The organism is Pseudomonas lurida (assembly GCF_013522705.1).
Taxonomy (GTDB): Bacteria; Pseudomonadota; Gammaproteobacteria; order Pseudomonadales; family Pseudomonadaceae; genus Aquipseudomonas; species Aquipseudomonas quebecensis.
On the sequence record NZ_JAAMRE010000015.1, the window covers coordinates 14614 to 28659 of the forward strand.

General features: G+C 61.9%; 14 protein-coding genes. 8 read left to right on the forward strand and 6 right to left on the reverse strand.

Features of this window, described 5'->3' with window-relative positions; all coding sequences use genetic code 11:
• Positions 1-115 precede the first annotated feature (115 nt).
• Both aroQ and G7025_RS14080 read left to right on the forward strand, forming a co-directional pair.
• Positions 116-562: a type II 3-dehydroquinate dehydratase gene (gene aroQ / locus G7025_RS14075; protein ID WP_181079796.1), complete on the forward strand. Its 447-nt coding sequence runs from the start codon at positions 116-118 to the stop codon at positions 560-562.
• Positions 562-1410: a shikimate dehydrogenase gene (locus G7025_RS14080; protein WP_375139335.1), complete on the forward strand. Its 849-nt coding sequence runs from the start codon at positions 562-564 to the stop codon at positions 1408-1410. Before aroQ ends, G7025_RS14080 begins: the two co-directional genes overlap by 1 nt.
• A gap of 69 nt (positions 1411-1479) precedes the next feature.
• Here the strand turns inward: G7025_RS14080 and G7025_RS14085 are convergent, their stop codons facing one another.
• Together G7025_RS14085 and quiC are read right to left on the reverse strand one after the other, a co-directional pair.
• Entirely contained in the window at positions 1480-2145 is a 666-nt protein-coding gene (locus G7025_RS14085) for a TetR/AcrR family transcriptional regulator (RefSeq protein ID WP_181079797.1), read from the reverse strand.
• Between the two features lie 78 nt (positions 2146-2223).
• The gene (quiC, locus tag G7025_RS14090; protein ID WP_181079798.1) at positions 2224-4125 is read right to left on the reverse strand and encodes a 3-dehydroshikimate dehydratase QuiC; all 1902 of its coding nucleotides are present in this window, start codon (positions 4123-4125) and stop codon (positions 2224-2226) included.
• 221 nt (positions 4126-4346) lie between these two features.
• Between quiC and G7025_RS14095 the strand changes: the two genes are divergently transcribed.
• Entirely contained in the window at positions 4347-5681 is a 1335-nt protein-coding gene (locus G7025_RS14095) for an MFS transporter (protein WP_181079799.1), read from the forward strand.
• Between the two features lies 1 nt (position 5682).
• Here the strand turns inward: G7025_RS14095 and G7025_RS14100 are convergent, their stop codons facing one another.
• Positions 5683-6561, reverse strand: coding sequence for a DMT family transporter (locus G7025_RS14100; protein WP_034139389.1), 879 nt, complete (start codon positions 6559-6561; stop codon positions 5683-5685).
• A gap of 198 nt (positions 6562-6759) precedes the next feature.
• Here G7025_RS14100 and G7025_RS14105 point away from each other — a divergent pair, with 198 nt between their 5' ends.
• Genes G7025_RS14105 through G7025_RS14115 form a run of 3 tightly spaced genes read left to right on the forward strand, consistent with a single transcriptional unit; the run spans position 6760 to position 9095 of the window.
• Positions 6760-7176 (forward strand): membrane lipoprotein lipid attachment site-containing protein, encoded by a 417-nt coding sequence (locus tag G7025_RS14105; protein WP_181079800.1) that lies wholly within the window; start codon positions 6760-6762, stop codon positions 7174-7176.
• 53 nt (positions 7177-7229) lie between these two features.
• On the forward strand, positions 7230-8114 hold the full coding sequence (ypfJ, locus tag G7025_RS14110) for a KPN_02809 family neutral zinc metallopeptidase (RefSeq protein ID WP_181079801.1): 885 nt from the start codon (positions 7230-7232) through the stop codon (positions 8112-8114).
• Complete coding sequence (locus G7025_RS14115; RefSeq protein WP_181079802.1) at positions 8115-9095, forward strand: alpha/beta hydrolase; 981 nt, start codon at positions 8115-8117, stop codon at positions 9093-9095.
• A 462-nt stretch (positions 9096-9557) separates the two neighbouring features.
• Here the strand turns inward: G7025_RS14115 and G7025_RS14120 are convergent, their stop codons facing one another.
• Genes G7025_RS14120 through G7025_RS14130 form a run of 3 tightly spaced genes read right to left on the reverse strand, consistent with a single transcriptional unit; the run spans position 9558 to position 11631 of the window.
• The gene (locus tag G7025_RS14120; RefSeq protein WP_181079803.1) at positions 9558-10157 is read right to left on the reverse strand and encodes an HAD family hydrolase; all 600 of its coding nucleotides are present in this window, start codon (positions 10155-10157) and stop codon (positions 9558-9560) included.
• Positions 10154-11023, reverse strand: a complete 870-nt coding sequence (gene tesB, locus G7025_RS14125; protein WP_181079804.1) for an acyl-CoA thioesterase II — start codon at positions 11021-11023, stop codon at positions 10154-10156. The genes G7025_RS14120 and tesB overlap by 4 nt, the downstream gene beginning before the upstream one ends.
• 38 nt (positions 11024-11061) lie before the next feature.
• Positions 11062-11631 carry a GNAT family N-acetyltransferase gene (locus G7025_RS14130; RefSeq protein WP_181079805.1) on the reverse strand — a complete coding sequence of 190 codons (570 nt, stop codon included), beginning with the start codon at positions 11629-11631 and terminating at the stop codon, positions 11062-11064.
• Between the two features lie 75 nt (positions 11632-11706).
• On the opposite strand from G7025_RS14130, the gene G7025_RS14135 reads away from it, so the two are divergent.
• Entirely contained in the window at positions 11707-12627 is a 921-nt protein-coding gene (locus G7025_RS14135; protein ID WP_181079806.1) for a histone deacetylase family protein, read from the forward strand.
• 171 nt (positions 12628-12798) lie between these two features.
• Positions 12799-14025, forward strand: coding sequence for a TIGR03862 family flavoprotein (locus tag G7025_RS14140; protein WP_181079807.1), 1227 nt, complete (start codon positions 12799-12801; stop codon positions 14023-14025).
• Positions 14026-14046: the final 21 nt, after the last annotated feature.

The window sequence follows — 14046 nt, forward strand, 5'->3', positions numbered from 1 at the left end:
GTTGCTCGCATTAACGGTTCGATAATCGAACACATGCCGCGCTGGCAATTGACCAAATTAACCATCCAGTACATTTTATCTCCACAACCAACAAGAACTGTGGAGATACCCCCTCATGCCGCCCATCGTGCTGGTGCTCAACGGCCCCAACCTCAACCTGCTCGGCAGCCGCGAGCCTGCTACGTACGGGCATGAAACCCTGGCCGACATTGCCGCGTTGTGCGGCCGTAGCGCGGAACAGTTCGGACTGAAGATCGAATTTCGCCAGACCAACCACGAAGGCGAGCTGCTGGACTGGGTCCAAGGCGCACGTGCACGTTGCGCCGGCATCGTGATCAATCCAGCGGCCTGGACCCATACCTCGGTGGCGATCCGTGATGCACTGGTGGCCAGTGAAGTGCCGGTGGTCGAAGTGCATTTATCCAACGTGCATGCGCGTGAGGCGTTTCGTCATCACTCGTTCGTGTCGCCCATCGCCAAAGCTGTATTGGCCGGTTTCGGCAGCCACGGCTACCACCTGGCCCTGGAACATTTCAGCCATCTGCTGAAAGGACGTGCCTGATGAAGCCACGCATTCTTGCCGGCCTGATCGGCGCCGGCATCCAGGCCTCCCGCACGCCCGCTTTGCACGAACAGGAAGGCGACGCCCAAGGCCTGCGCTACCTGTATCAACTGATCGACCTCGATGCCCTGGGCCTGGACGCCAAGGCCCTGCCCGAGCTCCTACGCGCCGCCGAGCTAATGCACTTTACCGGGCTGAACATTACCTACCCATGCAAACAGGCGATTCTGCCGCTGCTGGATGACTTGTCCGACGAGGCCCGAGGCATCGGCGCGGTGAATACCGTGGTGTTCAAAGACGGCAAACGCATCGGTCACAACACCGATTGCCTGGGGTTTGCCGAAGGTTTGCGGCGCAATCTCAGTGACGTGCCGCGCCAGCGTGTGGTGCAGATGGGCGCCGGTGGTGCGGGCGCGGCAGTCGCGCATGCACTGCTGGCTGAAGGGGTGGAGCAGCTGAGTGTTTTCGATGTGGACGCCGGCCGCGCCCGCGACCTTGTGGATAACCTCGCACAGCGTTTCGGCAGCGGCCGCGCTCAAGTCGGCGCAGACCTGGAGAACGCCGCGGCCGAAGCCGATGGCCTGGTTAACACCACGCCGATGGGTATGGCCAAACTCCCCGGTACACCGGTGCCGGCGGCGCTTTTGCGCGCTCAGCTGTGGGTAGCGGAAATCGTCTACTTCCCGCTGGAAACCCAACTGCTACGGGATGCACGCGCCCTGGGGTGTCGCACCCTGGACGGCGGCAATATGGCGGTGTTCCAGGCGGTAAAAGCATTTGAATTATTCAGCGGTGAAGTGCCGGATGCGCAACGCATGCTGACGCACTTCAACAGCATGAATACCTGACTGACGAAACCAGATCAAAATGTGGAAGGGGCTTGCCCCTCCACCTGGCAGGCATTCCAACCTGAGCCTTCAGGCTTGCAGGTAGCGCATCACCGAGTCGCAGAGCATCTCGCGGTGGCGCTGTTTAACCGCCTCATCCGACAGTTCGATCTGAAAAATCTCACTGAACGTATGGCGGTTGGACACCCGGTAAAAACTGAATGAGTTGATCAGCAGGTGCACATCCAGCGGCTCCAGGCCTTCGCGGAACAGGCCCATTTCGGCACCTCGGCGCAAGGTAGTGCCCAGGGCTTCGAGGATGTTGCTGTTCATGGCCTTGATCGAGTCCGAGCGCTTCACATATTCAGCGTTGTGGATATTTTCGATGCTGACGATGCGCACGAAATCCACGTTCTGATCGTGGTGATCAAAGGTGAATTCCACCAGCCGACGGATCGCTTCACGCGGTTCCAGCGCCGTGAGGTTCATGCGGGTTTCGGTATTGCGGATATCGCCGTAGAGCTTCTCCAGCACCTCGACGTACAGCTGCTCCTTGCTGCCGAAGTAGTAGTAGATCATGCGTTTGGAAGTGTGGATGCGTTCGGCGATGGCGTCCACGCGCGCGCCGGAAAGGCCCTGCTGGACAAACTCCACAATGGCTTCCTGCAGTATGTTTTCGCGGGTCTTTTCCGGGTTGTTCTTACGACTCTTGCGCGGTGCTTCTGGCACTGCGGGGAGTTCGGGACTCGACGTCATGGTGCTCACGGCCATTGTTGTTAGGCAGGCCGCGATTATGGGCCGGGCCGCTCCCCGAAGGAAGCACCCGGCCATGGCTTACAGGCGTGCCTGGCGCACCGCGCCGCTGCGCGACTTGGCCATCGCCGCCAGGCGTACCGCCACGTTGGCCGCGCCGTAGCCCACGTAACCGTTTTTGCGTTGGATGATTTCGAAGAAAAACCGCCCTTCGAACGGCTCGGTGTAGACGTGAAACAACTCACCGCCCTGAGCGTCGCGGTCGTACAGCACGTTGTAGTACGCCAGCTCGCTGAGGAACTCCTCATCAAAATCAAAGCGCGCCGCCAGGTCGTCGTAATAATTGAGCGGGATATCCAGCAGCGGCACACCGGCCTCTTTGGCCCGGCGTACCTCGGCGAAAATATCCGCACAGTCGAAGGCAATGTGATGCACCCCCGAGCCCCGATAGCTCGATAGCGCGTGGGAAATGGCCGTGTTGCGGTTCTCGGAAATATTCAGCGGCAGGCGAATCGAGCTGCAACGGCTGCGCAATGCGCGGCTTTTCACCAGGCCGTAGGGGTCGGGCAGCACCACTTCGTCATCGGCTTCGAAATCCAGCAGACTCTTGTAGAACAGTACCCAACTGTCGAGGCTGTCAGCCGGCAGGGCCATTGCCATATGGTCGATGCGCAGCAGGCCGCCGCTACAAGCCGTGTTCGCCTGCAGGTTGAAATCGGTGTCGTAGAGCCCGCCTTCGCTGGCGTCCACCAGGTAAATCAGGCTGCCGTCCGGCGCGCGCACCGCCGCCAGCTCCAGTTCGTTCGGCCCGACCAGGCCACGATAAGGCTGGCCTTTAAAGGCGACCGCGCGCTCCAACGCCTTGGCGCTGTCCTTGACCCGCAACGCCGTGGCGCACAGCGAAGGCCCGTGGGCTTCGAAAAAGTTATGGGCGAAGGAATACGGCTCGCAATTGAGGATCAGGTTGATCTCACCCTGGCGCAACAGGCTGACGGCCTTGGAACGGTGCTGCCCGGCCTTGACGAAGCCAAGCCGCTCCAGCCAGTTGGAGAGCTTGGCGCCGAGGCTTTCATCCACGGCAAATTCGAGGAACTCGATGCCGTCGTACTCGCTGGCAGGCGGCGTTTCGAACAGGATATCCACCGGCGCGGCCGACTGTTCCTCCGCCAGGCGCTGGCGTGTTTTTTCCTCCAGGTACAGCAGCGAGCGCAACCCATCGGCGGCATTGGCGCGGGTCGGCGCGGCGCGGAAACCATCGTTGAAGATTTCCAAGGACAGCGGCCCGGTGTAACCACTTTTGATAATCGGCGCCAGAAACCCGGCCAGGTCGAATTCGCCCTGCCCCGGGAAGCAGCGGAAATGCCGGCTCCATTCCAGCACATCCATGGCCAGGATGGGCGCATCGGCCATTTGCACGAAGAAGATCTTGTCGCCGGGGATCTGCGCGATGGCGCTTGGGTCGCCCTTGAGCGACAGGGTATGGAAGCTGTCGAGCAGCACGCCCAGGCTCGGATGATCGACTTGACGCACCAGGTTCCACACCTGCTGCCAGGTGTTCACATGCTTGCCCCAGGCCAGGGCTTCATAACCAATGCGCAAGCCACGTTTGCCGGCGTGCTCGGCCAGCAGGCTCAAGTCATCCAGCAGAATGGATGCGTCGCCCACACAATCGGCCGAGGCATTGCTGCACACCAGCACCAGATCGGCGCCCAGTTCCTGCATCAGATCGAATTTACGCTCGGCCCGCTCCAGGTTGCGCGCCAGGCGCTCGCGACGGCAGCCTTCAAAGTCGCGAAACGGCTGGAACAAGGTGATGGCGATGCCGAGGTCGGCGCACATCTGCCGCACTTCCCGCGGGCTGCCGTCGTAATACAACAAGTCATTCTCGAAGATTTCCACCCCATCGAACCCGGCGGCGGCAATGGCGTCGAGCTTTTCCGGCAGGGTGCCGCTCAAGGAAACGGTAGCGATGGAACGTTGCATGGAAACTCCCCGCATTGGTTGTTTGTGGCAAATTATTCGCCCCCCGCCTACCGGCAGCAAATAAAATGTACGAACCGGTTAGTTTTTCGGGCGATTATCGAACACTATGCCGTGCAGCGAATTGACGATTTTTTAGGCGCTGCGCACCATCGATCACGCAACAAACGTTCACAAAAGACCCAGAACACACCATAAAAATTTCAAAAAACGGGTACGACCTCATGCCTTTGCAAAACTCCGTCCTGGCCGAGCGCCCAGGCATGCCGCACGCCGGCATCGGCAGCAAGATCCGCGGCGCCCTGGCCGTGGGTAAAACCCGCTGGGGCATGCTGGCCCTGGTGTTCTTCGCCACCACCCTGAACTACATCGACCGCGCCGCCCTGGGGGTGATGCAGCCGATCCTGGCCAAGGAAATGAGCTGGACGGCGATGGACTACGCCAACATCAACTTCTGGTTTCAGGTCGGCTATGCCATCGGGTTTGTGTTGCAGGGTCGCTTGATCGACCGCGTCGGCGTGAAACGCGTGTTCTTCTTCGCGGTATTGCTGTGGAGCCTGGCCACCGGCGCCCACGGCCTGGCCACCTCGGCCGTCGGCTTTATGGTCTGCCGCTTTATCCTCGGCCTGACCGAAGCCGCCAACTACCCGGCATGCGTCAAGACCACCCGCCTGTGGTTCCCCGCCGGCGAGCGCGCAGTGGCCACTGGTATTTTCAATGCCGGCACCAACGTCGGCGCGATGATGACACCGATGCTGCTGCCGCTGATCCTGCACGTATGGGGCTGGCAGGCGGCGTTCCTGTGCATGTCAGCGCTGGGCGGCATCTGGCTGGTGTGCTGGGGCCTGAAGTACTACAACCCGGAAGAGCATCCGACGGTTAAACAATCCGAATTGGACTACGTACAACAACAAGCCGAACCGGAACAACCGCGCGTGCCCTTCACCCGTATCCTGCGCATGCGCGGCACCTGGGCCTTTGCCCTGGCCTATTCGCTGACCGCGCCGGTGTTCTGGTTCTACCTGTACTGGCTGCCACCGTTCCTGAACCAGCAATACAACCTGGGCATCAACGTGACGCAGATGGGCATCCCACTGATCATTATTTATCTGACAGCCGACTTCGGCAGCGTGGGTGGGGGGATTCTCTCTTCGTTCCTGATCGGCCGAGGGATGAACTCGATCAAGGCGCGGCTGCTGTCGATGCTGCTGTTCGCCTGCTGCATCGTCGGCGTGATCATGGCGGCCGGCTCCAGCCAGCTGTGGGTGGCGGTGTTCGCCATCTCCCTGGCCATCGGTGCGCACCAGGCCTGGACCGCGAATATCTGGAGCCTGGTGATGGACTACACGCCCAAGCACATGATGAGCACGGTATTCGGCTTCGGCGGCATGTGCGCGGCCATCGGCGGCATGTTCATGACCCAGATCGTCGGCCATATCCTGACCGTGACCCACAACAACTACACCGTGTTGTTCACTCTGATCCCGGCGATGTACTTCATTGCGCTGGCCTGGATGTACTTCATGGCACCGCGCAAGATTCCCACCGTCGAGGTATGAATCATCGCCGCCGCTGCTGCCAGGCGGCGGCCAACCCGCTCATGCAGATCACCCCGATGCCGACCACCGTGGTCATGTCGGGGGTATGGGCAAACACCAGCCAGCCCAGCAACCCCGCGAACACGATCTGGCAATAGCCGAACGGCGCCAGCAAGGCCGGCGCCGCAAAGCGGAACGCCTGGGTCAGCATCAAGTGCGCCGTCATGCCACAGGTGCCCAGGGCCAGCATCATCACGCCGTGCCACAGGGTCGGCACCTGCCAGAAGAACGGCACCAGCGCACTCATCACCAGGGTATTGCACAACCCGGCAAAAAAGTTGCTGGTGGTGGGGGTGTCGTACTGGCTGAGGATGCGCGTCAGCAGTTGGTAAAAGCAGAAGAACATCGCTGAACACAACGGCAGCAGCACCGCCGGCGTGAACAGTTCACCGCCTGGGTGGATGATCACCAGCACGCCGATAAACCCGCAGATCACCGCCAGCCACTGGCCACGTGTCACATGCTCACCCAGCAGCGGCACCGACAGCGCAGTCACCAGGATCGGTGCAAGGAAGTTCACCGCCGTGGCCTCTGCCAGCGGGATGTAATGCAGCGCGGTGGTAAAGAACAGACTGGTGCCCAACAGGCACAAGGCCCGCACCACCTGCATCCCCGGTCGCTTACTGCGCAGCACGCGCAAACCCGATTGCGGCAGGAAGATCCCGGCCATCAGCACGGTATGCACCACGTACCGTGCCCACACCACCATCACGATCGGATAGAACCCGGCCAGGTATTTGGACAACGCGTCGTGGCTGGAAAACAGAAAGGTCGCCACCACAATCAGCAGGATGCCTTTGAACGGATGGTTGACGCCGGAAAGCGGGGTACTGACAGTCATGGAATTCTCTTGCGTGGCGGGCTTAACGCTGAGCACTGAACGAGGCCGCGCTCAACCCGGTAATCTAGCAGGCGGGCCGCAGCCTGCCCCAAGAGCATAACCAAACACCGGGCGAACAGCGCACTAAATCATGGGAATCGAGTCCAACCCTGCACGTTGCCTTCCAGCTGCACATTTTTTAATCAAGGCCTTGCCGCTATGAAAAAAACCTTCTTTGTTCTTTCCACCCTCGCCTTGCTCGCCGCCTGCAACCAGGAGGCCAGGCAAGCGCCCAAACCCGCGCCCGCGTCGGTGCAAGCCACGCTGGTGCCGCAGACTCCACCGACCGATAAATGGGTCGGCAAGTGGGTCGGCGTCGAAGGCCTGCACCTGACCATCGCCAAGGACGACAGCATTGGCCGCGGTCACTATCTTCTTACCATGCAGTACGGCCTCGACGCCGATGACAGCGGCACCTTCAAGGGTGAAGCGGCCGAAGACGGGATCGCCTTCAATCGCCCGGACGGTCCGCAGTTGCTGCGCGCCGGTGATGGCGCGGCAACCGGTCTCAAGTGGCTGGCGGACAAGAAAGACTGCCTGGTTGTGGTGACCGGCGAAGGGTATTGCCGCGATTAACGGCCATACTCATCTCAATATTTTGTAGGACCGTTCATCAAGAGGATTGCCCCATGCTATGGAAAAAAGGCCGACGCAGCGACAACGTGGTGGATGCCCGCGATGACAGTGGTGGCGGCGGCGGGATGCGCTTCGGCGGCGGCAAGGGCCTGAGCCTCACGGCGATTGTGCTGATCGTCGGTATCGGCTGGTTGACCGGCCAGGACCCGATGCAGATTCTCGGCCAGTTGACCGGTCAGATGGAGCAGGCACCGTCGGTCAGCACCCAGCCGCGTCAGGCGCCGCCGGCCAACGATGAGCAGGCCGATTTCGTCCGCGCGGTGCTGGGCGACACCGAAGACACCTGGGGCCAGGTGTTCAAGGAAAACGGCAAGACCTACCAGAACCCCAAGCTGATTCTGTTCCGTGGCCGGGTCAATTCCGCCTGCGGTGGCGCCACTTCGGCGAGCGGTCCGTTTTATTGCCCGGCCGACCAGCAGGTGTACCTGGACCTGGACTTCTTCTGGGAAATGTCCCAACGCTTCCAGGCCGCCGGCGATTTCGCCCAGGCCTATGTGATCGCCCACGAAGTCGGGCACCACGTGCAGACATTGCTCGGCATCTCGGCGAAGATCCAGGACGCGCGCCAGCAAGGCATGCAGATGCAGGGCGATGGCGGCCTGCTGGTGCGCCAGGAACTGCAGGCCGACTGTTTTGCCGGCGTGTGGGCCAACCGCGCACAAAAACGCTTGAACTGGCTGGAACCGGGCGACATCGAAGAGGCCCTGAATGCGGCCAACGCCATCGGCGATGACCGTTTGCAACAGCAAGGCCAGGGCCGCGTGGTGCCGGACTCGTTCACCCATGGCACCTCCGCGCAGCGGGTGCGCTGGTTCAAGACCGGCTTCGCCCAAGGCCAGATCAGCCAGTGCGACACCTTTAACGCCAAGAGCCTTTAAATGAATAAACGATCGGGATTGCTGCTGGGTATGTGGCTGGCCTGCTCTACCGCCGGGGCCGTCGAGCATGGGGTCAAGGTAGTCAGCCCCGATCGTTTCCAGCTGGAGACCGGTGCCTTAAGCCTTGGTGTAAGCCAGGACTGGCGCCAGCCGTTGCCACATGTCACCCGCGTGCTGATCGTCGTGCACGGTCGCCTGCGCAACGCGCAGACCTATCTGCACAGCGCCGAAGCCGCCGCCGAACAGGCGGGCCAGGCCGATACGACGCTGGTGATCGCCCCGCAGTTTCTCAACGAGGCCGATGCGCAGCGCAATCACTTGGACAATACGGTGCTGCGCTGGCAAGGCAATGACTGGATGGCCGGCGAGCCGTCGGTGGGGGCCGATCACGTCAGCTCCTTCAGCGCGCTGGACCAACTGATCCAGCATTTGGGCGATCGCCGGTTGTTCCCGGCACTCAAGGACATCGTGGTCGCCGGTCATTCCGGCGGTGGCCAGGTGGTACAGCGCTTTGCCCTCCTCGGCGACGATCATCCGACCTTGCATCACGAAGGCATCCGCCTGCGTTATGTGGTGGCCAATCCATCGTCCTACGCCTACTTCAGCCCGCAACGGCCCGTGCCGTTCGACGCGGCGGCCTGCCCTGGTTTCGACGACTGGAAGTACGGCCTGCAAAAACTGCCGGCGTACGCCAACGGCCAAAGCGCCGCGCAACTTGAGCAAACCTACGTGTCACGCAGCATCACGTATCTGCTCGGCCAACAAGACACCAACCCCAACCACCCCGCGCTGGATAAAAGCTGCGAGGCCGAGGCCCAGGGCGCCTATCGGCTGATTCGCGGGCACAACTATTTTGACTACCTCAAGCAACGCCATCCGCAGCTGCGCCAGGAACTGGTGGAAGTGCCAGGCGTGGGGCATAACGGCGATGGGATGCTCAGATCGCCCGAAGGCCAGAAAGTACTGTTTCCCCAGCTTTAACTGAACAAAACAGGCGCAACCTGTGGGAAGCGGCTAACACCCGATAGCCATAGGTATCCACGCAACCCTCACAGGCTGAAATAACTCTGTGGTGAACTCGGCTGTTTGTAGTGAGCCGGGCTTGTTGTGGTGACCTTGGCTTGCTGTGATGACCTGGCCTTGTTGTGGTGACCTAGACTTGTTGTGGTGAGCGGGCTTGCCCCGCGCTGGGCTGCGAAGCAGCCCCATTCCAGGCGATGTGGTTTCAACTGACACTCCGAGGTGCCTGAGTTTGGGGCCGCTTCGCAGCCCAGCGCGGGGCAAGCCCGCTCACCACAAGAGCTTCATGTACTGACGTGATGTTTTCACTGAAGATAGGTAGAGACCCATGTCCCGATTGCGGTGGGTCAGTCACCCAGCTGTTGCTGACTCACCGTCATCGGGTAAGTCGAACCGTCACACCGCCCCTCCCACCTTTGATAGTCATTGCCTGGGCTGGATCATCCGGTGCAGTGCCGCGCAGTCTGCGGCATGCCAGTCCGCCAACTCGGGCCACGGGTTCTCCGGCAGGTTCACCAGCACGGTCCGGGTTCCCGCCGCACGGCCGCAATCGAGGTCGAAGCGGTAATCCCCGACCATCACCATTTCATCGGGCGATACCTGCCACGCCGCCGCCAATTTCAACAAACCACCCGGTTGCGGCTTGGGCGGCGCGTCTTCGCGGCCCAGCACGTCTTCCACGGCGAAGCAGTCGGCCAGGCCGATGGCCTGCAACGTGACATGGGCCAGCTCCCGCGCGTTGCGGGTCAGGATGCCCAGGCGATACCCGCGTGCGGACAACTCGCGCACCAGTTCCACCGCACCGTCGGCCGCCACCGAGCCCAGCGCCAGTTCACGCTCGTGCTCCAGCAACCAGGCATGCTTGGCCGCCGCCACCTCGGCGGGCAGTGCCGCCAGGTGGGTGAGAATATCGTCTTCGGGCGGGATCTCCAGCGCCACGCGGATCGCCGCAAAATCATGCACGGCCACCGTCAGGGTGCCATCCATGTCGAACACCCAGTGCTTAACGTCCGCCAGGCTCATGCCCAATCCTTGCGATGGCGGATCAGGCCTTCCTGGGTCACCGACGCCACCAGTTGCCCGGCGCGGTTGTACACGCTGCCACGGGAGAACCCCCGAGAGTTGCCGGCCCACGGGCTGTCCATGGCGTAGAGCAGCCAATCGTCGGCGCGCAGGTCGGCGTGGAACCACAGTGCGTGATCGAGGCTGGCGACCTGCATGTCTTTCTGCCATACGGTCTTGCCATGGGGCAGCAATGAGGTGGTCAGCAGGCCGAAGTCGGAGGCGTAGGCGAGCAGGTATTTATGCAGCGCCGGCGCATCGGCCAGGGCGCCGTCGGCACGAAACCACACGTACTTGACCGGGTCGGACGGCTGGGGGTTGTACGGGTCTTTTTCGGTGACCGGGCGCACTTCGATCGGTTTGGCGCACAGCAGCTTGTCGCGCATGGGTTCGGGGATCAGGTGCGCGCGCTGGCGCGTCAGCTCCAGCTCCGATGGCAGATTCTCCGGGCCGACCACCACCGGCATGGTGGTCTGGTGCTCAAAGCCGACTTCGTCGTATTGGAACGAGGCGCTGCAGGTAAAAATCGGCTGGCCCTTCTGGATCGCCGTGACCCGGCGCGTGCTGAAGCTGCCGCCGTCGCGCACGCGGTCCACCGAGTACACCACCGGCAGCGCCGCATCGCCGGGGCGCAGAAAGTAACCGTGCAGGGAATGCACATGCCGCGCTTCTTCGACGGTCTGGCTGGCCGCCGACAACGACTGCCCGAGCACCTGGCCACCGAACAACTGGCGAAAACCCAGGTCCTGGCTGCGGCCGCGAAAGAGGTTTTCCTCGATCGGCTCCAGGGTCAGCAGGTCCACCAGATCTTCCAATACTTGGCTCATAGAGCAACTCCTAAAAACGATAGGGCATTCCGGGCTGCTTATCCGTGCAGCGTGTCCAACCATTGGGCGCGGGTGATGCGGTACAAAACATGATGACGCAGCGGGTCGTCGGCTGCGACTTTGGGGTGTTCAAAATCGGCCTGCGGATCGTAATGCATACCGATGGCCTGCATGACTTTTTGTGAAGGCAGATTGGCTTCGGTGGTGAAGGCGACGATTTCATCCAGCTGCAAGCGGTCGAAACCACAACGCAAGGCCGCCCAGGCGGCCTCACTGGCGTAACCCAGGCCCCAATGCTCGCGCGCCAGGCGCCAGCCAATTTCCACCGCCGGGGTGAAGCCGGTTTCAAAGCTGACGTTCTGCAACCCGGTGAAGCCGATGAATTCGCCGCTGTCCTTGCGCTGCAAGGCCCAGAAACCGAAGCCGTATTCGGCGAAATGGCCACGGATGCGCCCGATCAAGGCGGCGCTTTCCAGGTGGCTCAGCCGGGCCGGGAAATAGCGCATCACCTGAGGGTCGTCGCACATGCTCGCAAATGCCTTGAGGTCTTTGTCGCGCCACTGGCGCAGCACCAGCCGCGCGCTTTCCAATTCCAGTATCGGCTCCATGGGGCCCCTCCCTTGCCATGTGCGTGAGTGTACAGCGCTGTTAAGATCAGTCGCAGATTCCCGTCAGAAAATTCCATGCCATTGCCACTGATCTACCACGATGACTACAGCCCGGAGTTCCCGGCGGACCACCGGTTCCCGATGGACAAATTCCGCCTGCTGCGTGACCACCTGGTGGCCAGCGGCCTGACCAAGGACAGCCAACTGCTGCGCCCGTCATTGTGCCCGCCGCAGATTCTGGCCCTGGCCCATGAACCTGGGTATATCGAACGCTACATGAGCGGCGAGTTGTCCCGCGAAGACCAACGGCGCCTCGGCCTGCCCTGGAGCGAAGCCCTGGCCCGGCGCACGGTGCGAGCGGTGGGCGGTTCGATCCTGGCCGCCGAGCAAGCATTGGAGCACGGCCTGGCCTGCCATCTGGCGGGCGGCACCCACCATGCCCATTACGATTACCCGGCAGGCTTTTGCATTTTCAATGACCTGGCGGTAATCAGCCGTTACCTGCTGGAAAGCGGCCGGGTCGACCGCGTGCTGATCTTCGATTGCGACGTGCACCAGGGCGACGGCACTGCGCGCATCCTGCACGACACCCCGGAAGCGATCACCGTGTCGCTGCACTGCGAAAAAAACTTCCCCGCGCGCAAGGCCCACAGCGACTGGGACATCCCACTGCCCATGGGCATGGGCGATGCCGACTATCTCAAAGTGGTCGATGACGCCCTCAACTACCTGTTGCCGCTGTATCAGCCCGACCTGGTGCTGTACGACGCCGGCGTAGATGTGCATAAGGATGACGCCCTCGGTTACCTCAAGCTGACAGACCAAGGCCTGGCCGACCGCGATGAACGCGTGATGCGTCACTGTCTGGGCCGCGACATTCCGGTGATGGGCGTGATCGGCGGCGGCTACAGCAAAGACCGCACGGCCCTGGCCCGCCGCCACGGCATCCTGCACCACAGCGCGCAGCGGGTGTGGACGTCATCAGGTTGTCATTGATTTGTGAGCGTTACCCACAATGGCTGTGGAACGGCCTGTGGATAACTTGAGCGTAAGCGGCTGAGAGCCAGTCTCTGCATAGCCTGTAGGAAGCTGTACATTTTTTGATCAGGCAGCGTCGCACTCCTCAGGTAGAATGCTCGGCTTATTTTTGCGATCGTAGCCCTGCCCATGCCCGACATTTCCTCTCGACACGCCACCATCATCGGCGGCGGCCCAGCCGGGCTGATGGCCGCCGAAGTCTTGAGCCTGGCCGGGGTGCATGTGGACCTCTACGACGGCATGCCCTCGGTGGGGCGCAAGTTCCTGCTGGCGGGCGTAGGCGGTATGAACATCACCCATTCCGAGGCGTACCCGGCCTTTGTGGCCCGCTACGCCGAGCGCGCCGCGCAAATGGCGCCCTTGCTGCGTGAGTTTGGTGCCCAAGCGTTGTGCGAGTGGATTCATGGCCTGGGTATTCAAACTTTTGTCGGCACCTCCGGCCGTGTATTTCCTACCGACATGAAAGCCGCCCCGCTCTTACGTGCCTGGCTCAAGCGCCTGCGCGACCAAGGCGTGGTTATCCACACCCGCCATCGCTGGGTGGGCTGGAATGCCGAGGGCGATTTACTTATCCACAGCCCGGACGGCGAAACAGTTGTCCACAGCGAGGCCGTGCTGCTGGCCCTGGGCGGCGGCAGTTGGTCGCGCCTGGGTTCCGACGGCGCCTGGCTCAAGCTGCTGGAAGACAAAGGCGTGCCCTACGTCCGCCTGCAACCGAGCAACTGTGGTTTCGAGGTATCGGCCTGGAGCGATTTGATGGTCAGCAAATTCGCCGGCGCGCCGTTGAAAAACGTCGCCATCGGCTTGGGGGACGACAAACCGCGGCTGGGCGAATGCGTGATCACTGCCACTGGTATCGAGGGCAGCTTGATCTATGCGTTGTCGGCGCCGATTCGGGAAGCGATCAACCGCGACGGCGCGGCCACCGTGCATATCGATTTGCTGCCGAGCAAACCGCTGGATAAGGTCCAGGCCGCCCTGACCAAACCGCGTGGCTCGCGCTCGATAAGCAAGCATTTGCACAGCCAGTTGGGGTTGGATGGGGTGAAAGCCGCGCTGCTGCGCGAGTTGACGCCAGCCGATCACTTCCAGGATCCCGCGCAGTTGGCGGTGGATATCAAGGCGTTACCCCTGACGCTGGTGAAAACCCGGCCAATGGATGAAGCCATCAGCACCGCAGGCGGCGTGCCCTTTGAAGCGTTAGATGAGCGCTTGATGCTCAAGCAATTGCCGGGGGTGTTTTGTGCGGGCGAGATGCTGGATTGGGAAGCGCCGACCGGCGGGTATTTGCTGACGGGGTGCTTTGCCAGTGGTCGAGCAGCTGGGCGGGGCATGCTGGAATGGTTGAACCGCTGATCGTTCCCACGCTCCGCGTGG

Excerpts from the sequence above, each read along its gene's own strand:
- G7025_RS14140 (WP_181079807.1), top strand. The coding sequence starts at position 12,799 with ATGCCCGACATTTCCTCTCGACACGCCACCATCATCGGCGGCGGCCCA.
- aroQ (WP_181079796.1), top strand. The coding sequence starts at position 116 with ATGCCGCCCATCGTGCTGGTGCTCAACGGCCCCAACCTCAACCTGCTC.
- G7025_RS14120 (WP_181079803.1), bottom strand. The coding sequence starts at position 10,157 with ATGAGCCTGGCGGACGTTAAGCACTGGGTGTTCGACATGGATGGCACC.
- quiC (WP_181079798.1), bottom strand. The coding sequence starts at position 4,125 with ATGCAACGTTCCATCGCTACCGTTTCCTTGAGCGGCACCCTGCCGGAA.
- G7025_RS14085 (WP_181079797.1), bottom strand. The coding sequence starts at position 2,145 with ATGACGTCGAGTCCCGAACTCCCCGCAGTGCCAGAAGCACCGCGCAAG.
- G7025_RS14135 (WP_181079806.1), top strand. The coding sequence starts at position 11,707 with ATGCCATTGCCACTGATCTACCACGATGACTACAGCCCGGAGTTCCCG.
- G7025_RS14080 (WP_375139335.1), top strand. The coding sequence starts at position 562 with ATGAAGCCACGCATTCTTGCCGGCCTGATCGGCGCCGGCATCCAGGCC.
- G7025_RS14130 (WP_181079805.1), bottom strand. The coding sequence starts at position 11,631 with ATGGAGCCGATACTGGAATTGGAAAGCGCGCGGCTGGTGCTGCGCCAG.
- ypfJ (WP_181079801.1), top strand. The coding sequence starts at position 7,230 with ATGCTATGGAAAAAAGGCCGACGCAGCGACAACGTGGTGGATGCCCGC.
- G7025_RS14115 (WP_181079802.1), top strand. The coding sequence starts at position 8,115 with ATGAATAAACGATCGGGATTGCTGCTGGGTATGTGGCTGGCCTGCTCT.
- G7025_RS14100 (WP_034139389.1), bottom strand. The coding sequence starts at position 6,561 with ATGACTGTCAGTACCCCGCTTTCCGGCGTCAACCATCCGTTCAAAGGC.
- G7025_RS14095 (WP_181079799.1), top strand. The coding sequence starts at position 4,347 with ATGCCTTTGCAAAACTCCGTCCTGGCCGAGCGCCCAGGCATGCCGCAC.
- tesB (WP_181079804.1), bottom strand. The coding sequence starts at position 11,023 with ATGAGCCAAGTATTGGAAGATCTGGTGGACCTGCTGACCCTGGAGCCG.
- G7025_RS14105 (WP_181079800.1), top strand. The coding sequence starts at position 6,760 with ATGAAAAAAACCTTCTTTGTTCTTTCCACCCTCGCCTTGCTCGCCGCC.